Here is a 23,776-nt window from a genome sequence, read left to right as displayed (position 1 = left end):
GAGGCAAGGCTGTGCGCGACACCCTGGAAAGGCCGATGACCGAGCCCGAGGAGGGCCCGGCCAGGTTCAACAAGCGGCGGCTGGTGCGCTGGATAGCGGTGCTGACGATCGGCATCGTCGTCGTGCTCGCGATCTGGCAGGAGCCGCTCTACGCGCTCCGGCCGGAGTAGGCGTCGATCTCGGCGAGCAGGGCGGACTTGCCGGCCGGGTCGAGGAAGCTCTGCTCGACGCCCGCCTTGGCCAGCTCGGCGACGCCCCGCTCGTCGAGGTCGAGCAGTCGCGCGGCCACGGCGTACTCCGCCTCCAGGGTGGTGCCGAACATCGGCGGGTCGTCGGAGTTGATGCTCACCGGCACGCCGGCGCCGACCAGCGTGACCAGCGGGTGCTCCTCGATCGAGCCGACCGCGCGGGTGCGTACGTTCGAGGTCGGGCTGATCTCGAGCGGGATCCGGTGCTCGGCCAGGTAGGCCAGCAGCTCCGGGTCCTGCGCGGCGCTGATGCCGTGCCCGATCCGCTCGGCGCCGAGTTCGCGCAGGGCGTCCCAGACGGTCTGCGGGCCGGTGGTCTCGCCGGCGTGCGGGACGCTGCGCAGCCCGGCGGCGCGGGCCTGGTCGAAGAACGGCTTGAACTGCGGCCGCGGCACGCCGACCTCTGGCCCACCCAGCCCGAAACTGATCAGGCCGTCGGGGCGCTCGTCGAGAGCGATCCGCAACGTCTCCTCGGCCGCGGCCAGGCCCGCCTCGCCCGGGATGTCGAAGCACCAGCGCAGGTCGACGCCGAACTCGGCGGCGGCGCCGCGGCGGGCGTCCTCGATCGCCTCGCAGAACGCCTTGGCCGGAATGCCCCGCTTGACGCTGGAGTACGGCGTGATGGTCAGCTCGGCGTACCGGACCTGCTGCCGGGCCAGCTCGCGAGCCACCTCGAAGGTCAGCACGCGCACATCCTCGTCGTCGCGGATCAGGTCGACCACGCTCAGATAGACCTCGATGAAGTGGGCGAAGTCGCGGAACGCGAAGTAGTCGGCCAGCGCGACCGGGTCGGCCGGCACCGGGGAGGCGCCCTCGTGCCGGGCGGCCAGCTCGGCCACGATCCGCGGCGAGGCCGAGCCCACGTGGTGGACGTGCAGCTCGGCCTTGGGCAGGCCGGCGATGAACGAGGTCAGCTCGGTCACCTCAGGTCCCTTCTAACGGGCGGTCCGCGCCACCACGAAGACACGGCGGAACGGGAACGCGACGTACGCGCCGGTCGCCGGGTAAGCGCCGGAGAGCTCCCGGGCCAGGTCGGCTCGGAACGACTGCCAAGCATTCTCGTCCAGGGCGGCCTTGACGGGACGCAACGCCGTGCCTTCCATCCAGCGCAGCACCGGATGCTCGGGCCCGGAGGCGTCCAGCAGGTGCAGATAGGTGGTCTCCCACGCGTCGACCTCGGCGCCGGCGCTCGTGAGCAGGGCGGCGTACCCGGCCGGGTCGTCGACCGGCGCCTCACGCAGCACGTCGCTCACACCGTGACGGCGGCCGGCCTCGCGGAGCAGTACGTGGGAGGGCGCGCCGAAATTGCCCGGCACCTGCATGGCCAGCCACGCGCCGGCGGGCAGTTCGCGGGCCCAGCGGGCGAGCAGTTCGCGATGCTCGGGCACCCACTGCAGTGTCGCGTTGGTGATCAGCACGTCGATGTCCGGCCCGGGCAGCCAGTCGCGGACGTCGCCGACCTCGAACCGGGCGGGGCCGCCGTGCGCGAGCGCCTTACCGATCATCTCGGGTGAGGAGTCGACGCCGGTCAGTCGGCAGCCGGGCCAGCGCTCGGCCAGCGTCAGGGTCAGCTCGCCGGGACCGCAGCCGAGGTCGGTGACGGCGCGCGGCCGCTCGGCGCCGACGCGGGCGGCCAGGTCGAAGAACGGGCGCGAACGCTCGGCGCCGAAACGGCGGTACACAGCGGGATCCCACATGATCGCCCTCCCAAACCGTACGTACGTCTTGCAGGCACCATAACAGCATCCACCGCCGTCAGCGGATTTCACGCGAGTAAGGTCGGCCTGTGGAGAATCGCAAATTCGGCAGGATGGGCCGCTCGGTCGGCGTGGTGGGACTGGGAGCCTGGCAGCTCGGCGCCGACTGGGGTGACGTGAGCGAGGCCGACGCGCACGCGACCCTGCAGGCCGCGGTGGACGCCGGTGTCACCTTCATCGACACCGCCGACGTCTACGGCGACGGCCGCAGCGAACAGATCATCGGCTCTTTCATCAAGGCTCAGCTTTCTGAATCGGAGCCGCAGTTGACGGTGGCCACCAAGATGGGCCGCCGGATGGCGCAGGAGCCCGGCAACTACACGCTCGACAACTTCCGCGCGTGGACCGACCGCTCCCGGGCCAACCTGGGCGTCGACACGCTCGACCTGGTGCAGCTGCACTGCCCGCCCACTCCGGTCTTCTCGTCCGGCGCCGTCTACGACGCGCTCGACACCCTGGTGCAGGAAAAGCGCATTCGCTCGTACGGGGTGAGCGTCGAGAAGGTCGAGGAGGCGCTCGCCGCGATCGCCCGCCCGGGCACCGCCAGCGTGCAGATCATCCTCAACGCTTTCCGGCTCAAGCCTCTCGAGCGGGTGCTGCCGGCCGCGGCCGAGGCCGGCGTGGGCATCATCGCGCGGGTGCCGCTGGCCAGCGGGCTGCTCTCCGGCCGCTACGACGAGAACACCGCCTTCGCCGCCGACGACCACCGCAACTACAACCGGCGGGGCGAGGCCTTCGACGTCGGCGAGACGTTCTCCGGTGTGGACTTCGCGACCGGCCTCGAGGCCGTCCGGCGGCTGCGGCCGCTGGTGCCCGAGGGCTTCACGATGGCCCAGTTCGCGCTGCGCTGGGTGCTTGACCAGGCCGGTCTCACGGTCGTCATCCCCGGCGCCCGTAACCCGGAGCAGGCCCGCGCCAACGCCGCCGTGGCCGAGCTCCCGTCGTTGAGCGACGAGGCCAAGGCCGGCGTCCGCGAGGTCTACGACGAGCTGATCCGCCCGCAGGTGCATGACAAATGGTGAACGAACCGGCACCGCGCACGCTCCACGGCTGGCTCCCCATGGCCCTCGGCGTGCTGGCCGTGGTGGTCGGCGCCCTGTGGACGCTGCAGGGTTTCGACGTCCTCACCGACAGCCGGATGAGCGGAATCCGGATCTGGGCGGTCGTCGGTCCTGTCGTGGCGGTCGGCGGACTGATTCTGATCATCCTGGGCGAGCGCACGAGGGCTCGCGCGAAACGGGCCGAGACGGCCGCGGGCCGATAACAAAACCCCCGCATCCTCAGCGAGGATGCGGGGGTTTCTGCGCTAGAGCCGACCTCCGCCAGGCGATCGGCAGCCGGTCTCGCAACCGGCATGGGGTTCTCAGAGCGGGCGAACCTGCTCCGCCTGCGGGCCCTTCTGGCCCTGGGCGATCTCGAACTCGACCCGCTGGTTCTCTTCCAGAGTGCGGTAGCCGCTCGTCTGGATGGCCGAGAAGTGGACGAACACGTCAGCACCCCCGCCGTCGACGGTGATGAAGCCGAAGCCCTTGTCTGCGTTGAACCACTTCACGGTTCCTTGCGCCATGCTGAACTCTCCTTCTGAAAATGCCGGCCCCGCGATGCCCCGGGCCGATGACCGTTTTCGAGCAGCGGCGCCGTGAGGCGGCCTTTCAGAGGACGTCCCATCCGCCCGGCTTCGAGTCCCCGGTGGGTGACCGGCTTCCCGCGATCGGGCGGAAGCAGCGAACCACGTACGCAAAAACTGGGCACACTGTACCCGAAAAACGGGTCGCAAAGCTGCCCCTGGAGAGATTCGAATAAGCAACCGCTGATATGGAAATGGCCCCCCACTTCGCTCTCACGGAGTGGGAGACCAACGACTGTTAACCTAACTTCACGAAGGCCATTGACCAGTCATTTTCCGCACGCCAACGGCCCCGCCTCGATCGACGGCCGCCTTCACGAGTGAGAAGATCGCGCCCTGTAGCGCGGCCGCCGCGAGAATCTCGCCCCAGCCCCGATCCTCGTCGGTCGCGTTCGGGGCGTCGTCGTCACCTGCGGTAAGTTTCCAGACTTCCTTGAATACGAGTCCGGCCAGCGCGCCCGCGCCGATGCCGAGCAGCAACCCGACCGGCTTGTAGGCCAGCTTCGAAACCTTGCCGCTCACCGTCGTCTCCCTCGCACGATCAGAATGATGCCCACGATCGCGACCGCGCCCGCGAAAACAAGGGAAATCGGAACCGGACTGTTCCGTATCTGTTCCCGCGCTTGCCCGGCAAGGTCGCTCGTACCGTTCTGGTTGACCTTCTCGGTGGCCTGGTCGGTCACCTCGTGAACCTTTCCCGAGACCGCGCCGGCGGCGGCCGCGGCCACCCCGCGTACGCGCTCGGTCGCCTCGGCGGCCTGGGCCTTGACCTTGAGCTTGGTCTGCTCGACCTGCTCGCGGGCCCGAGCCTTCACGTCCGCCTTGGCGGCGAGCGCCTGCACCGTCTCGCCGAGCTCCGCGCGCGTCTGCTTGATCTCGGCACGCAGCTCCTCGACCGTCGGCTTGGGCGCCGCCGATCCGTTGTTCTCGCTCATCCGCGACTCCGCTCCTTGACCGCGTGCTTGACCTCTTCGACATCGGCCTTGACGCTCTCGATCGCGGCCTGGGGCTCCGGGGGAACGGCCTTGGTCACCTGCTTCTTGCCGACCAGGGCGAGAATGCCGGCGACCAGGAAGAGCGCCACCGTAATGATCAACGCCGCCAGCCACAGCGGCAGGAACAGGTCGAAAACGATGATCAGGGTGGCGATGAGCGTGCCGACCCCGTACATGGCCAGCACGCCGCCGGTGCCGAAGAGCCCGATGCCGATGCCGGCATGCTTGCCCTTCTCCGCGAGCTCGGCCTTGGCCAATGCGATCTCGTCACGAACGAGCCGGCTGACTTGCTCGCTGGCGCGCTGAATCAGCTCGGCGGTGGACTGATCAGAGGGCGCAGCGGTGCGACCGTTCAGGACATCGGCCATGGTGTTCTCCCTTCCGTGTCCCGGTGTATGCCCTGATCACCGGCGAGTCAATCCTCTTGCGAAGAACCTGCCAGAACGCGTCATCGGTTCGCGGAAACCGGTATGGGCTCCTCCGGTCCGGAGAACGTCGCGGCCCGCTCGTCGCCGTCCTCACCCGTGTAGAACCGGCTCTCCTCGGGCTCGGCGGGCGACACCGGGCGCGGGGATTCGGGCCGGGGCCGGGTCACCGTGGCCATGTCGGCCCGGAAGCGCGGCAGCGCCGTGCGCTGGTGCTCCCAGACGAACCTCACCAGCCGCTCGCGCACGAGGCAGCGCAGATCCCACAGCGACGGCGCGTCGGCCGCGCTGACCAGGGCCCGCAACCGCACCATGCCGCCGGTCGCCTGGGTCACCTGCAGCACGCAGACCCGGCCGTCCCACAGCTCCGAGCCCTCGCAGGTGGTGCGCAGCTCGGTGCGCAGCGGCTCGATCTCGGTCGACCAGTCGACGTCCACGTCGGCCGTGCCGAGCACAGCCGAGGACGAGCGGGTCCAGTTCTGGAACGGCTTGGTGGTGAAGTACGAGGTGGGCATCACCAGCCGCCGGTCGTCCCAGATCTGCACCGCGACATAGGTCAGCGTCATCTCCTCGATGCGGCCCCATTCCCCCTCGACGACCACCACGTCGTCGACCCGGACGGCGTCGCTGAACGCGAGCTGCAGCCCGGCGAACACGTTGCCCAGCGTGCTCTGCGCGGCCAGGGCGGCGATCACGCTGACGATCCCGGCCGAGGCGAGCACGCTGGCGCCGAGCGCCCGGATACCCGGGAAGGTCATCAGCACGACGCCCAGGGCGAGGACCACAATGGTGGCCACGGTGATCCGGCGAATCATCACGAGCTGGGTCTTGAAGCGGCGGCGGCGCAGATTGTCCGGCACGTCCGTACGCCAGCGGGACAGCGCCACGTCCTCCAGCACGAGCAGGCAGGCGGCGACCAGCCAGGCGAACGCGGCGATGAAGAGCACCACCAGCGCGTGCAGCAAGCCCGCGCGTCCGGGGAAGTCGGTGGTCACCACCCGCAGCGCCTGCTGGACGGCGAACAGGATCGTGGTGGCCAGGAACGGCTTGTGGGTCGTGCGGGCCAGGTCGGAGGCGAGCTTCGACCGGCGGCCGAGCCGTCCGACGATCCGGTGCAGGACGACGACCAGCGCGATGGCCAGCCCGGTCACGGCAACGACAACGAGTACGGCGTTCACAGTGCTGGGCACTCAAATCTCCTTCGCAGCAAAGTGCGGGCACCAGCGACCTGGCATTCCCAGATCGCCGGTACCCGCAACCTTCCCGCGGCAGGATCGGAGGTGGCTCACACTTTCCGGTACTTGGCCTGCGCGAAGCAGTAGACGCCGAAGCAGGCGATGCCCAGCGCGATCAACGCCAGCAGCCAGGTGCCCCACGAGTAACCAGCCAGGGTCTTGAGGGCCGCGTCGAGGCCGCGCGCCTTCTCCGGGTCGTAGTTCACCGCGGCCACCACGACCAGCACGCCGGCGATGGCGTACGCGGTGCCCTTGGCCAGGTAACCCGACTTGCCGAGCCGCACGATCGTGCGGCGCGAGCCCGCCGGCATCTGCCCGGTGTTGAGGTGCTTGGTGAACTTCTCCTTGTAGCCGTAGATCGCCATGCCGACGCCCACGCCGATCACGACGAGACCCACGAACCCGATCAGCCAGCGGCCACCGGTGCTGTCCATCATGGTGGAGGTCTTGCTCTGCGAGTTGTCGCCCATCGAGGCGTTCGAGCCCTGCAGCACCTTGATGGCGATCCAGCCGAGGTACAGGTAAAGCAGGGCGCGGGCGACGTTGAGCACGCGCTCGGCCTTGGCCGAGTTGTCCTGCGGGCCGCTCTCGCCGATGGCGGCCTCGAAGGCCTGCCAGATCGCCATCGCGATCATGCCGACGGCGATGATGACGAGCAGCGTCTTGCCCACGCTGTTGCCGGCCAGGGTCTGCAGCGCACCGGACTGGTCGCTCTCCTGCTTCGAGCCCTGGAACGCCACCTGCAGGGCGATCCACGCGAAGATCAGGTGGATGATGCCGTATCCGACGAAGCCGCCCCGAGCCAGGTATTCGAGCGGCTTGCTGTTGGCGGCACGCGAGGCGGTGCCTTTGACGTTCGAGGCGGCTGATGTCATGCCGACCACATTCACCCGTCCCGAGTTTTTCCAAACCCGGGACGGGAACGCCGGAATGTGCTAGCGCGAGACCTGCAGGCCGATCCTGTCCTGAGTGACACTGTCGAGGGACACCTGCAGCCCGGCGACCTCAACCGCCTGCTGGCCCTTGGTCAGGCTGATCTGCTCGCCGGCGACCTCGAGGGTCACGGTGTTGGCGTCGGCGCTGATGAACTTGGCCTCCACCCCCAGGAAGCTCGCGCTGGCGTTGGTCTCCCGCTCGAGCGAGACGGTGCACTGGTCGAGGCCGCAGCTCACGTTGTCGCTGCTGCACCCGGCGAGGAGCGCGCCGAGGAGGGTGGCCGAGCTGAGGACGAGGGCGATGCGCCGCGTGGGTTTCAACACCCTTCCAGCGTACGGGGGCCGCGCGAGCCTAAACTTTGACGATGAGCGACGTCGATGTGCGCGACAACCCGGCCGAGCAGCGCTTCGAGCTGACCGTCGACGGTGAAGTGGGCGGCATGGCCGCATACCGGGTCCGCGACGGCGTCGTTGTCGTGACCCACAGCGAGGTCGACCGGCGGTTCCGCGGCCAGGGCCTGGGCAGCGTGCTGGCCCAGCGCACCCTCGACGAGCTGCGGGCGCGGGGAGCGCGGGTCTATCCGGCGTGCCCGTTCTTCGCCAAGTACGTCGCCGAGCACCCGGAATACAACGACATCATCGAAAGCTGACCGGCCGCCTCGGGCCCGCCCCGCGTTGTCGCGGCCGGCTGCCGCGACCCCGCCCCGCACCTGCGGCAAACCTGCCCCGTGCCTGCGGCGACCCTGCCGAGACCGCTTGCCGCGACCGCCTGCCGCGGCCCCGCCCCGCCCCGCGCCTGCGCGACCCTGCCCCGCGCCTGCCGCGACCGGTTGCCGTGACCCCGCCCCGCGCCTGCGCGACCCCGCCCCGCGCCTGCCGCGACCGGTTGCCGTGACCCCGCCCCGCGCCTGCCGCGACCGGTTGCCGGCGGTCGACGCCCCCGCTACGACCGCCGGCAACCGGAGTCCTCAGGCAGCCAGGGGCTGCGGGGCCGGGGCGGGCACGCTCCTGCCGGCGATCAGCTCGGCCGCGGCCACGCCACAGGCGCGGGTCGCGCCGTAGGTGGCGATGTGCACCGCCCCGGTGACGGTCTCGGGCACGCCCATCTCGACCACGATCGCGTCCGGCCGCCGAGCCAGCACGGCGGTCAGCGTGTCGGCCAGCCAGGCGTGCCGGTGCACATCCCGCACCACCAGCACGAGCGGGCGTCCGGCGGCGCCGTCGAGCACCGTCGCGGCGGGCTCGGCCCCGAGGTCCTCCTCGCCCAGCCGCACCGACGTCGTGCCGGGCAGCAGGACGTCGAGCGGCGCCCCCACACCCCACGGCGTCTCGGCACCGATCGCGATGTTGCGCGGCGGGGCGAACTCGACCACGTGCGGTGGCTCGCTGACCGGCAGCACTGGGGCGTCGCCGGTCGCCGTGACCCGAGCGGCCCGGCGTGCGGCGGCGAACCCCACCCCGTCCGTACGGGTCAGAACCGCTACCTCGCGGGCCGAGCCGGCGGCATCGGCGGTCGCGCCAGCGGCGTCGACGGCCGAGCGGGCTGCATCGGCGGCAGAACCGACCGCGTCGGCCGCGGAGTGGGCTGCACCAACGGTCGCGCGGGCTGCATCGGCGGTCACGCGGGCTTTGTCGGCCGTCGCGCGGGTTGCATCGGTGGTCGCGCGGGCTTTGTCGGCCGTCGCTCGGGCGCCGGTGGCGGTTTGCGCGGCCGTGGTCCAGGCGCCCAGCTCGTTCACCCGGGAGGCGGCCGCGCGCAACCGTTCCTCGGGCAGCTCGCCCGAGCGGACGGCGGCCACGATGGCGTCGCGCAGCAGGACCGCGGTCTGCTCGTCGGCGTGGTCGCCGCCCACGCAGATCGCGTCGACCCCGGCCGCGAGCGCCTTCACGGTTGCGCCGGCGAGCCCGTACCTCCGGCGTACGGCCTGCATCTCGATGCCGTCGGTGACGATCAGCCCGTCGAAACCGAGCTCCTCGCGCAGCAACCCGGTCATGATCTTGTGGCTGAGGGTGGCCGGCAGCTCGGTGTCGTACGCCGGGACGAGCAGGTGCCCGGTCATCACCACCCGGACGCCGGTCTCGATCGCGGCCCGGAACGGCACCAGCTCGCAGTCGGCCAGTTGGGCCCGGTCGCGATCGATCAGCGGAACGTCGTGGTGCGAGTCGACGCTGGTGTCGCCGTGGCCCGGGAAGTGCTTGGCACAGGCGGCGACGCCGGCCGACTGCAGGCCGCGGACGAAGGCGGCGGAGTGGCGGGCCACCAGCTGCGGCTCGGCCCCGAACGCCCGTACGCCGATCACGGGGTTGGCCGCGTTGCTGTTGACGTCGGCGTCGGGCGCGTAGTCGAGGGTGATGCCCGCGTCGGCCAGGTCGGCGCCCAGGTCGCGGGCGACCTCCTCGGTCAGCAGCACGTCGTCGATCGCCCCCAGGGCCAGGTTGCCCGGCCGGGAGCTGCCGTGCCGCGACTCGAACCGGGTGACGTCACCGGCTTCCTCGTCGATCGCGACCAGCACGTCCGGACGCTCGGCGCGCAGCTGGGCGGTCAGAGCCGCGACCTGCGCGGGCGACTCGACGTTGCGGGCGAACAGGGCGACGCCGCCGAGTCCTTCGCCGAGCCACCGCCGGACCCAGTCGGGCGCGGTGGTGCCGGCGAATCCCGGCTGCAGCACCGTCGCGGCCAGTTCCGGCAATTCGCCATGGTTCGGCATAAGCCCCCGTACCTCCGGTGACGATCGGCACGCTCGTCGGAGCGCACCCCCGTTGTGCCGACCCATGTTCACACCCCGAACCTGTTTCAGTCAACAAACCTTTCTATTAGCTCTGGGTAAAAGCGCCCGATACCATGCGCTGGTGACCCCCTCCCCGCTCGCCGCGTCCGGTGTCGACTGGTCCGAAGTGCACGCCGTCCGCCTGCTCGGCGTGGCCCTGGCGTTCCTGCTGCTGCTGTGGGCGATCCGTCGCATGTTCGGGGGCAAGAAATAGGGGTACACCGGCGCATATGCGTATCGGATACTTCCTTTCCTGCGAGGAGTACGGTCCCGCCGACCTCCTGGCCCAGGCCCGCGCCGCCGAGAAGGCCGGCTTCTCCGCCCTCTGGATCTCCGACCACTACCACCCGTGGGTCGACGCGCAGGGCAACAGCCCGTTCGTGTGGTCGATGATCGGGGCGCTCAGCCAGGCGACGTCGCTGCCGATCACCACGGCGGTGACCTGCCCGACCGTACGGATCCACCCGGCCGTGATCGCCCAGGCCGCGGCGACCAGCGCCGTGCTCACCGGGGGCCGGTTCCGGCTCGGCATCGGCACGGGCGAGGCGCTCAACGAGCACATCTTCGGCGACGCGTGGCCGGAGCTGGACGTACGGCTGGAAATGCTCGAAGAGGCCGTCGAGGTGATGCGGGGTCTGTGGCAGGGCGGCATGTTCTCGCACCACGGCAAGCACTACACCGTGGAGAACGCGCGCATCTACACGCTGCCCGAGAAGCCGGTCGAGATCTACATTTCCGGGTTCGGCCCCAAGGCGGTCGACGTGGCCGCGCGGATCGGCGACGGCTACGTCAGCACGATGCCCGACGGCGAGCTGGTGTCCCGGTTCCGCGAGAACGGCGGCGGCTCCAAGATCGCGCAAGCCGGGTTCAAGGCCGCTTTCGCCGCCACCGAGGACGAGGGCGCACGGATCGCGTACGAGAAATGGCCGAACGCCGGGGTGCCCGGTGAGCTCTCCCAGGTGCTGCCCTCGCCGAAGCACTTCGAGCAGGCGGCTCAGCTGGTCACCCAGGACATGGTGCGCGAGGCGTTCGTCTGCGGCAACGACGCGGCGGCCCACCTCGAGATGATCGACCAGTACCGCCAGGCCGGCTTCGACGAGGTCTATGTGGCCAACACCGGGCCCGATTACGCGGGGCTGTTCGAGCTGTACGCCAACGAGATCCTCCCCAAGATCGCGTAAGCGTTTGCCTGACGAACCCGTGGGGCACAATGGCCGCTCGATGAAGCTTCCCGTCTACGGACCCCGCCTGCGCAAGGTCGCCCGGCAACACTTCGGGTGGCCTTCCCTGCGCCCTGGTCAGTTCAAGCCGATGCGTGCCGTGCTGCGCCGCCGCGACGCCCTTGTCGTGCTGCCCACCGGGGCCGGCAAGTCGGCGATCTACCAGATCCCGGCCGTGCTGCTGCCCGGCCCCACGGTGGTGATCTCGCCCCTGCTCGCCCTGCAGCAGGACCAGATCGCCGCGCTCAACGAACGGGACAACCCCAAGATCCGAGCCGTACGGGTGAGCTCGGCCGAGACACCCGCACAGCAGCGCGAGGCGATCCGCGAACTGCGGGAGGGCCGCGCCGAATTCCTGTTCATCACCCCCGAGCAACTCAGCGACCCCGAGCGGATGGCCGAGGTCAAGGCGCTGAAACCCGGCCTGGTGGCCGTGGACGAGGCGCACTGCATCTCGGCCTGGGGGCACGACTTCCGGCCCGAATTCCTGGCCCTGGGCGACCTGATCAAGGGGATCGGCCGGCCGCCCGTGCTGGCCCTGACCGCGACGGCCTCCCCGCCGGTGCGCGACGACATCATCGAGCGGCTGCACCTGGACAAACCCGAGATCCACGTCTCCGGGCTGGACCGGCGCAACCTGTTCCTCGAGGTGGCGTACTGCCCCGACGAGGACTACCGCTGGCGCAAACTGACCGCGTTGCTCGACTCCGCGGCGGGCCCCGGCATCATCTATGTCGCGACCCGGCGTACGGCCGAGGAACTGGCGGCCCGTCTCACCGACGCGGGACATCCGGCCGAGTTCTACCACGGCGGGATGGCGGCGCGGGAACGCGAGCAGAAACACGAGGACTTCACCGCCGACAAGATCGACATCATGGTGGCCACGTCGGCGTTCGGCATGGGCATCGACAAGCCGAACATCCGCTGGGTCGCGCACGTCGCCCTGCCCGACTCGCCGGACAGCTACTTCCAGGAGATCGGGCGCGCCGGCCGCGACGACGAACCGGCGCAGGCCCTGCTGCTGTGGCGGGCCGAGGACGAAGCGATCCAGCGGTTCTTCAACGGCGGCTCCCCCGACGAGGTCGAACTGCGCGAACTGGCGGCGGCGCTGCGCCAGGGGCCGCAGACCAAGACCCAGCTCAAGGAGGCCACCGGGCTCGGGCCACGCAAGCTGGGGTCGTACCTCGGCCTGCTGGAACACGTCGGCGCGGCGGTCACCGGGCGGGGCAACAAGCTGACGGTCCCGGTCTTCGCGCCGTTACCCGCGGCGGCCGCGACGGCGGCGGTCAAGGAGCACGAACGGCAACAGGTGGTGTCGCGTTCGCGGACCGACATGATGCGCGGCTTCGCCGAGACCCGGGCCTGCCGGACGCAGACGCTGCTCGCCTACTTCGGCGAGGAGTTGAAAAAGCCGTGCGGCCACTGCGACAACTGCGCCGAGGGCACCGCCGTCGAGGTCGAGACGGCCACCGCCGACGAGCCGTTCCCCATCCACGCCAAGGTCCGCCACGGCGAGTGGGGACCGGGGACGGTGATGGGGTACGAGGAGGACCGGATGACGGTGCTTTTCGACGAGGTCGGCTACAAGACGTTGTCGGTGCCGGTGGTCAAGGAGAACCAGCTGCTCACCGCTGCATAGCGGTCTGTCCGGCGGGTGCCCGGTGCTTGGCCGGCGCGTGCCTGGTGCTTGGCCGGTGCGTTCGCCGTCGGTGAGCCGCTTGCCCGGGCGCGCGCTTGGTGCGTGCGCTGTCGGTGAGCGGCTTGCCTGGGGCGGGCACCATCGGGTGATGGTCGTCGATGGGCTGGTGTGCGGGGCGATCACGTCGGCGGCGCTCGGCGCGGTGCTGAGCGCGCTGGCCGGCTACCAGGTGCCCGACTTCGCCGACATGGACCCGGTGATCGGGTTGGGCGGGTCGATGGCGGCAGCGATCGGGGCGGCCGCTGTCATTGCGGTGGTGCGGGTCCGCGGCTCCTGGCCCCGTACGCATGTGGTTGTCCCGCTGATTCTGCTGCCGCTGGTTATCGCCCCGCTCGTGCTGGGTCTCGAACGCAACCGGCTCGAGGCGGGCCTTCTGTTCGGCGCGGCCGCATTCGCCGTCCACCTGTCGCTCGGACGGCGGCTCGCCGTCGCAGGGATCGCCGTCACCGTCGTCGTCGCGGGCTTGGCCACATGGGGATGCCAGGACCGGTGGCGGGCGCAGAAGTTCGAGGCGGTCGGCGTCCCCCTGTACGTGCCGGAGGTGCCCGGTTATCGGCTGGCCGCCGTGTGGGCCGGGCGCTGGAGCGTGGCCCAGACGCTGACAACACCGGGCGGCGCCCGCCTCGATGTGCAGCTCCTGGCCGCGACCGACGAGCTCGCCTGCGGCCCCGGAAGGCCCGAACGCCAGGTGTTGGCGGCTCTCGGCTCCCCCAGCCGGCTCGGCATCTGCCTGCCCGGCGGCGGAACAATGATCGTCAGGCCGGCCGCCGAACAGCTCACCGTCCGCCAGGTCAACGGCGCGACACTGGCCGCTTACCCCGACAGCGCAACAGCATTCGAGCCCGACTGAGCTCGCCCCACGCCCGGACCAACCCCGCCCGGGTCCCGGATCAAGTCGCCTCCCGCACTCGGCTACGCCCAGCCCTCAAATTTGAGGTCCCCCTCGCCCCTCTTCCCCTCGCCGCCCCCTTCCCCTGGCTCATTGCGACCTCCGCCCTTGATTCCTGGCCGCGACCTCAAGCCGCTCAAATCCCCGGACCTCGACCGACACGCGGTTTCTCGGCCGCCGGAGCGTGATCGATGAGGTAGCTCGTGGGGTATAAGAGCCGGACGAGGTTTCACCGAACGTAAGGATTCACCGTGAGCGACGATCCGCTGTACTCGGCCCTGGGCTTCACCGACTCGGAGTGGGGGCTGCTCGTCGGCCTGCCCCAGTCGGTCCTCACCGCGGCGAGCGCCGCCAGCCCCGACAGCGCACGCAAGACCCGCGCGGAGTCGGCCGCCGGGCTCGACGTCATCTCGGACGCCCGGGTGTCGGCCAGTCCCCTGGTCGCGGCGGTCGCCGGGGCGATCGTGTCCCGCGTCGGCGACCCCGACCTGGGTGAGGAGCCGCCGGTGATCGAGCCGAGCGACCCCATCGCGTACGCCGAGGACGTGCTCGGCCGCGCCGCCGAGGCCAACGCCCTGCTGACCGTCAAGGCAGCCCAGGCCGACGCGGAGACCTACAAGCACTGGCTCGTGGAGATCGCCGAAAGCGTCGTCGGCGCCGCCTCCACCGGCGGCATGCTCGGCATCGGCGGCGAAACTGTCACGGACACCGAACGCGCCTTCCGCGACGACCTCGCCAACGCCCTCGCCGACTGATCCCCGGCCGGCGGCGGGCGCGAGCGCATCCCGGGGCGGCTGCGGCCGCGAGCGCACCCCGGGGCGGCTGCGGCCGCGAGCGCACCCCGGACGGCCGGCTCATGCACGCGATCACGCAGCCATGACCGCGGCCGAAGATCACGGCGGCACCCGCCAAGCCCAGCTGCCGCCGGAAACCACCGCCCACAGCCGCCGAGCGCGGACCACGGCGAGTGATCACGGCGGCGGGCGCCACGTGAAGATCCGGTCCATCTGGCGCAGCACCAGGTTGGGCCCGAGCTTCCCGGCGAGCGCCATGCCCGTGTCACGAAGAACGGCCGCCACCCCGCTCAGCCCGGCCACCCGCCCGATCCGGCGCGACGCGGCCGCCACCGCCGTCGCCCGCGGCACCCGTTCCGCCGAGTAACGAGCCGGCCCGTCGGGCTCACCGGCGTGGGCGGCCAGCACCACCGCGTCCTCGATCGCCTGACACGCGCCCTGCCCGAGGTTCGGCGTCATCGCATGCGCGGCATCCCCCAGCAGCACCACCCGGCCTGCGTGGAACGTCGACGGCGTCGGGTCGAGGCACCGGATGTCCGTCCGGATGACGTCGTCGGCCGCTGCGATCAGGTCGGGCAACGGCGCATGCCACCCACCGAACAACCGCACGAGCTCAGCCTTCTCCGCCGCCGAGGCACTGGCCTCTCGCTCCGCCGGCTGACCGGAGGCGGTGGGCTGCCGCTCCCGGAACGTGCCGGGCGCAGTGGGCTGTTGCGAAGGGCCGGGCGCAGTGGACTGCCGCTCCGGCGACGGGCCCGGCGCACCACGCTGCTGCGAGGACGAGGCAGACCCGGCGGACTGCTGCGGCGGGGCGGGCGCCGTGGCGTAGCAATACACGCGCCCGTCCCCCAGCCCCACGACACCGAACACTTTCCCGTCGCCCCAGGTCTCGGAGAGCACCAGCTCGCCCGGCGGCCGCGGAAGGACGAACCGCCAGCTCGTCACCCCCGCATGGACCGGCTCGCCGACGTCGGGCAGGAGGCTCCCCCGTACGCGGGAATGCAGTCCATCGGCCGCAACCACCAGCTCGGCCGTCAGCGTGCCGCCCGGAGTGACCACCGTGCCCTCCGGCGAGACGTCACCGGCCGTCACGCCGAGTCGCAGGGTGCCAGGCTGCAGCGCGTCGGCCAGCACGCTGATCAGGGCCGCCCGGTGCACCACGATGGTCGGCTCGCCGAACCGTGCCTCCGCCGCCGAAGTGTCCGTCCGCGTGATCCAGCCGCCGTCGGGCCGCTGGATCCCGGCTGTGCCCTGCAACGCGGACAGCTCCCGCACCGATCCGCCCACGCCGAGCTGGTCGAGGGCCCGCAGCGCGTTCGGCGCGACGGCCAGGCCGGCTCCGACGTTTTCGAGGGCGGGGGCCCGCTCGAGCACGGTCACCGACCACCCGCGGCGCTGGAGCGCCAGGGCAGCGGCGAGCCCTCCGATGCCTGCGCCGATCACTACCGCGTTCGCCATGGAGCCGATGCTCGCACTTTCCGGGCTCGGCCGTCGCGCCCCCTGTGGATAACCCGCCAATGTGGATAACCGGCCGGGCCCTCGCTTTTCGGCGTACGGTGAAGCCGTCTTCGCGAGGGTGGAGCCTCGACGAGGGTGGTGGCCCCCGGAAGGGTGGGCCGAGGTAGGAGTTGTACTACGAGCTGATCTCGGCGGAGGGTGGGGAGCCGGTGGTCGTCGACGAGTACGTGCGGGGCCGCCCGTCGCAGGCCCTGCGGCCGTACGTTGTGTCCTACTCCGGTTATCGCCAGCGGGGTGTGCCACCGATGCGGCATCTGGGTCTGCCGTCGCCGTCGTTGACGATGATCCTGACCCTTGACGATCCGCTGGTCGTGGAGTCGCACCCCGACCCCCGACAGGGCGCGGGCCGCTACGACGCCCTGATCGGCGGGCTGCACCTCACGCCGGCGGTGATCACGCACGATGGGCGGCAGGCGGGCCTTCAGGTCGCCCTTTCGCCGTCGGGGTGCCGGGCGCTTCTCGGGCTGCCCGCGGGCGAGTTGGGCGGCCTCGATGTCGACGCCGCCGCGCTGCTGGGTGACAGGGCCGTCGCCGAGATCCGGGAGCGTCTCGCCCACGCCGCCGACTGGCCGAGCCGGCTCGCTCAACTCGACACATGGCTGAACAAGCGGATAAATCCGGACAAGGCAAGGCCCGAGATCACCCACGCTTGGGAGCGGATTGTCCGGAATGTTCCCGTGGGCCGAGTGGCCGAGGAGGTCGGCTGGAGCAACCGTCACCTGACCACCAGGTTCCGCGCCGAAACCGGGCTCAACCCCAAAGAAGCAGCCAGGGTAGCCCGCTTCGACCGGGCAAGACGATCCCTGAGCCCCCACCGCCGCATAGCCGAGGTGGCCGCCGCCCACGGATACGCCGATCAGTCTCACCTGGTGCGCGAGTTCCGCGCCCTGGCCGGCTGCACCCCGTCCGAGTGGCTGGCCGACGAGTTCGCTTTTGTCCAAGCGCTGCAGCTCCAACCCGCGCACGATGACTCTCATGACTGATGCGAACACGACTGATGCGAAGACACCGCCACCCCAGGTGTGGCCGACGCTGCGGGCCGCCGACGCCCGCGCCCTGATCCGGTTCCTGGTCGACGCGTTCGGTTTCGAGGAGGTCGTCTCGTACGGCGACGCCGACCGGGTCGACCACGCCCAGCTGTCCTGGCCGCTGGGCGGCGGCATCATGCTGGGCTCGGCGAGCGGCCGCGGCCAGGACGACCCGTGGGCGCTGAAACCGGGCACGTTCGGCTGCTACGTGGTGGCCGACGACGTGGACGCGCTGCACGAGCGGGCCAGCCGGGCGGGCGCCGAGGTCGTCAAGCCGCTGTCGGACACCGACTACGGCTCCCGCGAGTTCATCGCCCGCGACCCCGAGGGCAACCTGTGGAGTTTCGGAACATACCGGGGCGAACCGCAGCCGTAGTCAGAGCAGCCCGCGCTCGAAGGCCACGGCAACAGCCGCCGCGCGGTCGCGAACACCCAATTTCGCGTACGCGTGCAGCAGGTGAGTTTTCACGGTGGCCTCGCTGATGAACAGCCGGCTGGCCGCTTCCTTGTTCGAGTTGCCGCGGGCGATCAGCGTCAGCACCTCGAGTTCGCGCTGGCTGAGGGGCTCCTTCGCGGGCGAGCGCAGGTTGCCCATCAGCCGGCCGGCCACCGCCGGGGAGAGCATCGACTCGCCCCGGTGCGCCGCCTCGACGGCCCGGAACAGCTCCTGCCGTGAGGCGTCCTTGAGCAGGTAGCCGGTGGCACCCGCCTTGATCGCGGGGAGAACGTCGGCGTCCGTGTCGTACGTGGTCAGCACCAGCACCCGGGCCCGCGAGCCACGCCGGCGCAGCTCCTTGATCGCGGTCACGCCGTCCATGCCGGGCATGCGCAGGTCCATCAGCACCACGTCGGGGTCGACCGCGGGCACCAGGGCCAGCGCCTCGTTGCCGTCGCCGGCCTCGCCCAGCACCTCGAAGCGGTCGTCGCCGATGAACATGCCGCGCAGCCCGTCCCGTACGACGGGGTGGTCGTCGACGATGAGCAGCCCGATCACGCGGCGGCCTCGACCGGGATGGCCGGCACGCAGGCCGACAGCGCGGTGCCCGAACCCGGTGCCGACTCGACCTCGAGGCTTCCGGCGATCCGGGCCAGCCGTTCCCGCATGGCCGCCAGCCCGTAGCCGCCGTCCTCGGAGACCGCCCGGGGCTCGCCGGGGTCGAACCCGTGCCCGTCGTCACGAACGTCCAGCGTCACCACGTCCTCCATGTAGGACAGCGTGAGCCCGACCCGGCCCGCGTCGGCGTGCCGCCCGACATTGGCCAGGGCTTCCTGAGCCGTACGCAGGAGGGTCGCCTCGATCTCAGGCACCAGCGGCCGGGGCGTTCCGGTGGTGACCAGTTCCGCCGCCACCTCGTGCACCCGCGACCAGTCGGTCACCAGGTCGCCGATCGCGTCGGGCAGCATGGCACCGTCCAGGGTCTGCGGGCGCAGCGCCTGCACCGACCGGCGCGCCTCGGTCAGGCTGTCGCGGGCCAGGCGTTTGGCGTTGTCGAGGTGCCGCCGCCAGTCGTCGGGCCGGTCGGCGGCGGCGCCGGTCGCCTCGAGCTGGGTGACGATGCCGGTGAGGCCCTGGGCCAGCACGTCGTGGATCTCGCCGGCCATCCGCTGCCGCTCGTCGAGCACACCGGCCTCACGGGCCTGGGCCAGCAGCTGGGCGTGCAGGCCGGCGTTCTCCTTGAGGGCGGCGGCGAGCTTGGTGTTCGCCAGGGCCAGTTCCTCGACCATACGGTTGCGTTTGAGGCCCTGCTCGTGGGTCCACATGCTCACCCAGATCATCACGTGGGCGACGCCGGCGTTGATCAGCAGCACGACGAGCAGGATCGGGAGGACGCCGGGCTCGCCGAGGCTGGCGAAGCCGCCGATATGCGAGACGGCCAAGGCCGTCGCGACGAGGGTGGCCGCCAGCACCCGGCGCCAGCTCCCCAGCCGGGTAACCAGCAGGTAGGCGCTCCAGACGAAGAACCCGAACAGGGGGCTGGACCAGATGAGCAGATAGATCCGCCCGATCAGTCCGGCGAAGAACACGATCATCTTGGGTTCGTCGTGCTCCCACTCCGGGTGCATCTGAATCCAGAAGGCAAGCCAGGCCGCGGTGACGACGACGGCGGAACCCACGATCGGCCACGGCGCGTGCGGGATGCCGACCGTGACGGCGGCGGCCACCAGGACCACCGAGGCGCCGAGAGCGATGTACGGCAGCCGCGCCACGATCCGATCGGTGCGTTCCATTGCTTCCTACCCCGTCACTGCCAGCGGAACATGCGGACCGCCGCGGACCCGAAAACGGCCAGGTATCCCACCAGAACCGTAGCCGACAGCAGGTTGGGCCAGCTGCCCGTCATCGCGTCGTTGAGGGCCCGTTCGCCCGCACCCAGCGGCGTGAAGTCGGCGACGCGTTGCAGGACGCCCGGCATGGCCTCGCGCGGCAGCCACAGCCCGGCGAAGAACATCAGCGGGAAGAACAGCAGCGTGCCGATCGCGCTGCCGGCCTTGCCGCTCGGGGCGACCGCCGCCACGAACAGGCCGATCGCGAGCGTCCCGGCTGCGGTGAGCAGGAACGCGAGGACGAAACCGGCGACGTTGCCGGCCAGCGGGACGTCGAAGACGATCCGGCCGACCGCGAGCACCAGCGCGGTCGCGGCGATCGCGGCGAGCCCGTTCGAGGCCAGCTGCGCGGCCAGCATCTTCAGCGGCGACACCGGGGTGGTGGCGAGCCGTCGCAGCACGCCGCGTTCCCGGTACAGGGCCAGCACGGCCGGGGTGACCTGGATGGCGGCCATTGCCAGGGTCAGGATCACCGCGATCCCCACGTACAGGTCGATCGGGCGGGCGCCGTAATCCTCGTTGGTCCGGCGGAACGAGGGAATGCTGCCGAGAATGATCACGAGCACGGTCGGGAACAGCAGCACGAAGAACGCCGCGACCGGCTCGCGCAGAAGCAGCCGCAGCTCGGTGACAGTCAGTTTGGCAAACACGCGCATCGGGTTCACTCCTCGATCGATCGGCCGGTCAGCTGCACGAACGCGTCGTCCAGGCCGGCCTGCTCGATGCGCAGGTCGGCGGCGATGATCTGGTTGACGGCGAGCACCGAGGTGACGGCGTGCAGCAGGTTGCCGGCGCCGACGACCTCGATCTGCTCCCCGTGGCGGCGTACCTCGTGCACCTCGGGCAGCCCGGTCAGCAGCTCGTCGGCGACCGGCGCCGATGGGCGGAACCGGATCCGCTGCTCGGTGGCGAGCCCGGACACCAGCCCGGCCGGGGTGTTGAGCGCGACGACGCGACCGTCGTCGATCACGGCGAGCCGGTCGCAGAGCCGCTCGGCCTCCTCCATGAAGTGCGTGACCAGCACGATCGTGACGCCGCTGTCGCGCACCGACTCGATCAGGTCCCACGTGTCGCGGCGGGCCCGCGGGTCGAGCCCGGTCGTGAGCTCGTCGAGAATCGCGATCTGCGGGCCCCCGATGAGCGCGAGCGCGATGGAGAGCCGCTGTTTCTGACCCCCGAGAGCTTCCCGTACGCGGTGCCGAGCTTCTCGGTCAGGCCGAGCTCGCGGGTCAGCGCGCGCCAGTCGGCCGGCTCGGGATAGAACGACGCGTACAGGTCGAGCGCCTCGCGGACCGTGAGCTTGTCCGGGAGCTGGCTCTCCTGAAGCTGGACGCCGACGTCGCGACGCAGGGACTTGTCGCCGGGGTCGCGGCCGAGCACCCGGATCGTGCCCGAGTCGGGTGCCCGGAGCCCCGTGATGCTCTCGACCGTGGTGGTCTTCCCGGCGCCGTTAGGGCCGAGGATGCCGAAGATCTCGCCCCGCTCCACAGTGAACGAGACGTCCCGCACCGCGACCGTGTCCCCGTACGTCTTGCGCAGGTTCTGGACCTCGATGACTGTCATGCACCGAGCGTCACATCAGCCGGGCCGCCGGAAATCGAACAGCTCGCTCGTCCCGGCATCCACCAACCGGTGGATGCCGGATTACACCGTGGGGGTCAGCCCGCCATCGCTTCCTCGGTGCTGGAGCCGGCGCGCCGGCCGGTCACCGTCTGATAGACCGAACCCACCTGCGCCGCGACCCGCTTCCAGGAGTACGCCTGCCGGGCCCGGTCGAGCGCGGCGGTGGCGTACGCGAAACGCCGGACCTTGTCGTTGACCAGCCGGCGCAGGGCCCCGCCGAGCGCGCGGGGGTCGCGGGCCGGCACGAGGTCACCGGTCAGGCCGTCGACAACGGTCTCGGTGAGCCCGCCGACGGACGTGCCGATCACCGGGACGCCGCAGGCCATCGCCTCGAGGGCGGACGGGTCGAACTGCTCCTGCCAGTCGGCCGCCACCAGCACGTCGGCGGAGCGGTACCAGCTCGGCATGTCCTTGCCGCTGACCGCCCCGACCATCCGGAACCGGTCGGCGACCTGCAGCTTCTCGGCCAGCGCGCGGAGTTTACGGGCGCCCGGGTCGGCCGGCAGCTGATCGGCCGGCGGGCCGCCGACGACGACCACCTCGGCGTTCGGGACGTACCGCATGGCCTGCAGCACGTCGCCGAAACCCTTGCGCTCGACCAGCCGGCCCACGGAAAGGATGCGCGGACGCTCGGGGTCACGCTCGACGGCCGGGCCCTCGGGGCTGAACCGGATGCTGTCGACGCCGGCGGGCACGACGGTCAGGCGGGAACGGGGCACACCGATGCGGACCAGGCCCAGCATCTCGTCCTGCGTCTGGGCGACGACCCGGTCGACCGCTCGGCCGAGGGCACGTTCGTAACCCGTACGGGAAGGTTTGCTGCTGCCCGCCTCGATCTCGCCCAGCTCGTGGAACGACTGCACGACGGGGATGCCGAACTGGCGGGCGGCGGTCACCGCGGCGAGCCCGCTCGTCCAGAAGTGGGCGTGGGCCACGTCGGGAACCCAGGCCCCCGTACGCCAGTGCTGCTCCAGCCATTTCGCGAACTCCCCCATGTGCGGCAGGAGGAGGTCGGGCGGGAGGATGTGGGGCGGACCCGCCGGAACATGCACGACCCGGATGCCGCCCGGGGTGGTGACCACCTCGGCCACCGCGGGGTCGTCGCGCCGGGTGTAGACGCAGACCTCGTGGCCCAGCTCGGCCAGGGCTGCCGACAACCCGGCGACGTGTGACTGCTGCCCGCCGTCGCCCAGGGGGCTGGCGTGCTCGGAAATCATGGCAATGCGCACGAGGACCCCTCCAGCTGGCTGCGTTCGCGGTGGCTGATGCCCTACCGCCGAATCCGTAAACCTGCGCCGGCCCGTTACGCCGGGCACTCCGCAGGGTATGTCCTGGTCGTGGCTACTGTGCAGCGTACCGTTCAAGCTCCCCCGGACAGCGTCTTCGCCGTGCTCTCCGACGGCTGGACCTACAGCGACTGGGTGGTCGGAACCGTTCACATCCGCAACGTCGACGCGAACTGGCCGCAGGTCGGCTCCGAGCTGCACCACAAGGCCGGGCCGTGGCCGTTCTCGCTGCACGACTCCTCCACCGTGCTTCTCATGGAGCCGGGTCGCCGCCTGCGCCTGCGGGCCGGCCTGTGGCCGCTGGGCGAGGCCGTGGTCGACATCCAGCTCGAGCCCTTCGGCGTCGACGCCACCCGCGTGACCATCCACGAGCAGTTCGAACACGGCCCCCTGCTGGCCGCCCGCAACAAGATCAACGACCTGCTCCTGCACCAGCGCAACGTCGAGGCCCTGCGCCGGCTGGCCGACATCGCCGAGAACTCCGACCGCTACTACGCCGAACGCGCCCGCTGAACCGCTCAGTCGATCAGGTCGAGGTAGTGCCGCCGGTAGCGTTCGAGGATCGGTCCGACCTCGGAGGTGGCGCTCTCGTCGAGCCGATCGAACACGTACCGGTAGAGGGCGACGTCCTCCCGGCCGGTGGCGTCGATCGAGGTGTTGTAGATGTCGATGACGACATCCTTGTCGTCCAGCAGCTCGAAGCCGTGCACGTGTGGCAGCGTCCACTTCGCGTCGGCCGGTATCACCTTGAGGGTCACGTTGGGCCGGGCCGCCAGCCGCCGCAGACGCGCGATCTGGGCGAGCATGAGGTCAGGTGGGACGACCTGTTTGCCGAGCACGGATTCGGTCAGGAGGAAGTAGAAGCGCCGATCCGGGTCCTCGAGCACGATCTGCCGACGCACCCTGGCCGAGACCGCTTCCGGGATGGCAACCCTCGCGGCGTCCGGAAAGACCGCCTTGCGAATCTCATGAGCCGCCTCGAGGATGGCTCGCGCGTAGTCGTCGGTCTGGGCAAGTCCCATGACGACGTCGGGCTGGAAGACCCGGAACTCAGAGACATCGGCCTCCGTACGCTCGACCGTGCGCTGCATGGTGGAGACCGAACCCGCCGAGGTCCGCATGTCGGTGACCCGGTTACGCGCCAGTTCGGCCCGCTCGACAAGCTGGGCCACCACGGCGGGCGGGGCGTCCAGCGCCCGGGCGAGCCGGCCGACATCACTCGGCGAGACGGGGCCGTGGCTGTTCTCGATCCTGCTGATCTTGGACTGGCTCATGCGGACGAGCGCCCCGAGCTCCTTGCCCGTGATGCCCTTCTCGACCCGCATCCGCTGGAGGGCCACACCGACCGGCGCCGATGACGGGTCGCCGTTTCCGCGGAACGGATCGTCGGCCAAGTCGTCCCTC

General features: G+C 70.8%; 28 protein-coding genes and 1 pseudogene. 12 read left to right on the top strand and 17 right to left on the bottom strand.

Annotation, left to right across the window (positions count from 1 at the left end):
* Positions 1-11: 11 nt before the first annotated feature.
* Positions 12-170 (top strand): hypothetical protein, encoded by a 159-nt coding sequence (locus tag C8E87_RS43815; protein ID WP_166660998.1) that lies wholly within the window; start codon positions 12-14, stop codon positions 168-170.
* On the opposite strand, the gene C8E87_RS26195 is transcribed toward C8E87_RS43815, so the two are convergent.
* A complete protein-coding gene (locus tag C8E87_RS26195; RefSeq protein WP_133875542.1) occupies positions 149-1,171 on the bottom strand; it encodes an adenosine deaminase in 1,023 nt (340 codons plus the stop codon). The two genes, C8E87_RS43815 and C8E87_RS26195, sit on opposite strands and share 22 nt — an antisense overlap.
* Before the next feature lie 12 nt (positions 1,172-1,183).
* Positions 1,184-1,945: a trans-aconitate 2-methyltransferase gene (locus C8E87_RS26190; protein ID WP_133875541.1), complete on the bottom strand. Its 762-nt coding sequence runs from the start codon at positions 1,943-1,945 to the stop codon at positions 1,184-1,186.
* 89 nt (positions 1,946-2,034) lie between these two features.
* Here C8E87_RS26190 and C8E87_RS26185 point away from each other — a divergent pair, with 89 nt between their 5' ends.
* Together C8E87_RS26185 and C8E87_RS26180 are read left to right on the top strand one after the other, a co-directional pair.
* Entirely contained in the window at positions 2,035-3,027 is a 993-nt protein-coding gene (locus C8E87_RS26185) for an aldo/keto reductase (protein WP_133875540.1), read from the top strand.
* The gene (locus C8E87_RS26180; protein WP_133875539.1) at positions 3,021-3,269 is read left to right on the top strand and encodes a hypothetical protein; all 249 of its coding nucleotides are present in this window, start codon (positions 3,021-3,023) and stop codon (positions 3,267-3,269) included. Before C8E87_RS26185 ends, C8E87_RS26180 begins: the two co-directional genes overlap by 7 nt.
* Before the next feature lie 99 nt (positions 3,270-3,368).
* Here C8E87_RS26180 and C8E87_RS26175 read toward each other — a convergent pair whose 3' ends face one another.
* The 7 genes from C8E87_RS26175 to C8E87_RS26145 all read right to left on the bottom strand — a co-directional run bounded on the left by C8E87_RS26175 (position 3,369) and on the right by C8E87_RS26145 (position 7,546).
* Entirely contained in the window at positions 3,369-3,572 is a 204-nt protein-coding gene (locus C8E87_RS26175) for a cold-shock protein (protein ID WP_011905669.1), read from the bottom strand.
* Between the two features lie 309 nt (positions 3,573-3,881).
* Positions 3,882-4,154, bottom strand: coding sequence for a DUF4235 domain-containing protein (locus tag C8E87_RS26170; RefSeq protein ID WP_133875538.1), 273 nt, complete (start codon positions 4,152-4,154; stop codon positions 3,882-3,884).
* Entirely contained in the window at positions 4,151-4,567 is a 417-nt protein-coding gene (locus C8E87_RS26165; protein ID WP_133875537.1) for a DUF3618 domain-containing protein, read from the bottom strand. The genes C8E87_RS26170 and C8E87_RS26165 overlap by 4 nt, the downstream gene beginning before the upstream one ends.
* A complete protein-coding gene (locus C8E87_RS26160) occupies positions 4,564-4,995 on the bottom strand; it encodes a phage holin family protein (protein WP_133875536.1) in 432 nt (143 codons plus the stop codon). Before C8E87_RS26160 ends, C8E87_RS26165 begins: the two co-directional genes overlap by 4 nt.
* An 80-nt stretch (positions 4,996-5,075) precedes the next feature.
* The gene (locus C8E87_RS26155; RefSeq protein ID WP_239079998.1) at positions 5,076-6,242 is read right to left on the bottom strand and encodes a mechanosensitive ion channel family protein; all 1,167 of its coding nucleotides are present in this window, start codon (positions 6,240-6,242) and stop codon (positions 5,076-5,078) included.
* A 95-nt stretch (positions 6,243-6,337) separates the two neighbouring features.
* The gene (locus C8E87_RS26150; protein WP_133875535.1) at positions 6,338-7,162 is read right to left on the bottom strand and encodes a DUF1206 domain-containing protein; all 825 of its coding nucleotides are present in this window, start codon (positions 7,160-7,162) and stop codon (positions 6,338-6,340) included.
* 60 nt (positions 7,163-7,222) lie between these two features.
* Positions 7,223-7,546 carry a hypothetical protein gene (locus C8E87_RS26145; protein ID WP_133875534.1) on the bottom strand — a complete coding sequence of 108 codons (324 nt, stop codon included), beginning with the start codon at positions 7,544-7,546 and terminating at the stop codon, positions 7,223-7,225.
* A gap of 41 nt (positions 7,547-7,587) precedes the next feature.
* On the opposite strand from C8E87_RS26145, the gene C8E87_RS26140 reads away from it, so the two are divergent.
* Positions 7,588-7,872, top strand: coding sequence for a GNAT family N-acetyltransferase (locus C8E87_RS26140; protein WP_133875533.1), 285 nt, complete (start codon positions 7,588-7,590; stop codon positions 7,870-7,872).
* Between the two features lie 318 nt (positions 7,873-8,190).
* On the opposite strand, the gene C8E87_RS46680 is transcribed toward C8E87_RS26140, so the two are convergent.
* The gene (locus C8E87_RS46680; RefSeq protein WP_133875532.1) at positions 8,191-9,930 is read right to left on the bottom strand and encodes a glycoside hydrolase family 3 protein; all 1,740 of its coding nucleotides are present in this window, start codon (positions 9,928-9,930) and stop codon (positions 8,191-8,193) included.
* 142 nt (positions 9,931-10,072) lie between these two features.
* Here C8E87_RS46680 and C8E87_RS46425 point away from each other — a divergent pair, with 142 nt between their 5' ends.
* The 5 genes from C8E87_RS46425 to C8E87_RS26115 all read left to right on the top strand — a co-directional run bounded on the left by C8E87_RS46425 (position 10,073) and on the right by C8E87_RS26115 (position 14,553).
* On the top strand, positions 10,073-10,204 hold the full coding sequence (locus tag C8E87_RS46425) for a hypothetical protein (protein WP_275408993.1): 132 nt from the start codon (positions 10,073-10,075) through the stop codon (positions 10,202-10,204).
* Between the two features lie 16 nt (positions 10,205-10,220).
* Positions 10,221-11,171 carry a TIGR03557 family F420-dependent LLM class oxidoreductase gene (locus C8E87_RS26130; protein ID WP_133875531.1) on the top strand — a complete coding sequence of 317 codons (951 nt, stop codon included), beginning with the start codon at positions 10,221-10,223 and terminating at the stop codon, positions 11,169-11,171.
* Positions 11,172-11,211: 40 nt separating this feature from the next.
* Positions 11,212-12,849 carry a RecQ family ATP-dependent DNA helicase gene (locus C8E87_RS26125; RefSeq protein ID WP_133875530.1) on the top strand — a complete coding sequence of 546 codons (1,638 nt, stop codon included), beginning with the start codon at positions 11,212-11,214 and terminating at the stop codon, positions 12,847-12,849.
* Between the two features lie 148 nt (positions 12,850-12,997).
* Positions 12,998-13,759, top strand: coding sequence for a hypothetical protein (locus C8E87_RS26120; RefSeq protein WP_133875529.1), 762 nt, complete (start codon positions 12,998-13,000; stop codon positions 13,757-13,759).
* Between the two features lie 290 nt (positions 13,760-14,049).
* A complete protein-coding gene (locus tag C8E87_RS26115; RefSeq protein WP_133875528.1) occupies positions 14,050-14,553 on the top strand; it encodes a hypothetical protein in 504 nt (167 codons plus the stop codon).
* A gap of 216 nt (positions 14,554-14,769) precedes the next feature.
* On the opposite strand, the gene C8E87_RS45705 is transcribed toward C8E87_RS26115, so the two are convergent.
* Positions 14,770-16,050: an FAD-dependent oxidoreductase gene (locus C8E87_RS45705; protein ID WP_239079999.1), complete on the bottom strand. Its 1,281-nt coding sequence runs from the start codon at positions 16,048-16,050 to the stop codon at positions 14,770-14,772.
* Between the two features lie 170 nt (positions 16,051-16,220).
* Here C8E87_RS45705 and C8E87_RS26105 point away from each other — a divergent pair, with 170 nt between their 5' ends.
* Positions 16,221-17,093, top strand: coding sequence for a helix-turn-helix transcriptional regulator (locus tag C8E87_RS26105; protein WP_239080000.1), 873 nt, complete (start codon positions 16,221-16,223; stop codon positions 17,091-17,093).
* Positions 17,086-17,514 carry a VOC family protein gene (locus C8E87_RS26100; protein ID WP_133875527.1) on the top strand — a complete coding sequence of 143 codons (429 nt, stop codon included), beginning with the start codon at positions 17,086-17,088 and terminating at the stop codon, positions 17,512-17,514. The genes C8E87_RS26105 and C8E87_RS26100 overlap by 8 nt, the downstream gene beginning before the upstream one ends.
* On the opposite strand, the gene C8E87_RS26095 is transcribed toward C8E87_RS26100, so the two are convergent.
* The 5 genes and pseudogenes from C8E87_RS26095 to C8E87_RS26075 all read right to left on the bottom strand — a co-directional run bounded on the left by C8E87_RS26095 (position 17,515) and on the right by C8E87_RS26075 (position 22,315).
* Entirely contained in the window at positions 17,515-18,132 is a 618-nt protein-coding gene (locus tag C8E87_RS26095; protein ID WP_133875526.1) for a response regulator, read from the bottom strand. It lies immediately after the preceding gene.
* A complete protein-coding gene (locus tag C8E87_RS26090; RefSeq protein ID WP_133875525.1) occupies positions 18,129-19,367 on the bottom strand; it encodes a sensor histidine kinase in 1,239 nt (412 codons plus the stop codon). Before C8E87_RS26090 ends, C8E87_RS26095 begins: the two co-directional genes overlap by 4 nt.
* A 14-nt stretch (positions 19,368-19,381) precedes the next feature.
* Positions 19,382-20,119 carry an ABC transporter permease gene (locus C8E87_RS26085; protein WP_133875524.1) on the bottom strand — a complete coding sequence of 246 codons (738 nt, stop codon included), beginning with the start codon at positions 20,117-20,119 and terminating at the stop codon, positions 19,382-19,384.
* 5 nt (positions 20,120-20,124) lie between these two features.
* Positions 20,125-21,026 (bottom strand): annotated as a pseudogene (locus C8E87_RS26080) (ABC transporter ATP-binding protein).
* 95 nt (positions 21,027-21,121) lie between these two features.
* Positions 21,122-22,315: a glycosyltransferase gene (locus C8E87_RS26075; RefSeq protein WP_133875523.1), complete on the bottom strand. Its 1,194-nt coding sequence runs from the start codon at positions 22,313-22,315 to the stop codon at positions 21,122-21,124.
* Between the two features lie 108 nt (positions 22,316-22,423).
* Between C8E87_RS26075 and C8E87_RS26070 the strand changes: the two genes are divergently transcribed.
* Positions 22,424-22,885: an SRPBCC family protein gene (locus tag C8E87_RS26070; RefSeq protein ID WP_133875522.1), complete on the top strand. Its 462-nt coding sequence runs from the start codon at positions 22,424-22,426 to the stop codon at positions 22,883-22,885.
* 5 nt (positions 22,886-22,890) lie between these two features.
* Here the strand turns inward: C8E87_RS26070 and C8E87_RS26065 are convergent, their stop codons facing one another.
* Entirely contained in the window at positions 22,891-23,766 is an 876-nt protein-coding gene (locus C8E87_RS26065) for a helix-turn-helix domain-containing protein (RefSeq protein WP_133875521.1), read from the bottom strand.
* Between the last annotated feature and the right edge of the window lie 10 nt (positions 23,767-23,776).

Source organism: Paractinoplanes brasiliensis, from assembly GCF_004362215.1.
Taxonomy (GTDB): domain Bacteria; phylum Actinomycetota; class Actinomycetes; order Mycobacteriales; family Micromonosporaceae; genus Actinoplanes; species Actinoplanes brasiliensis.
Note: the sequence above shows the minus strand (reverse complement) of the source record. Positions and strands in the feature narration are given on the sequence as shown.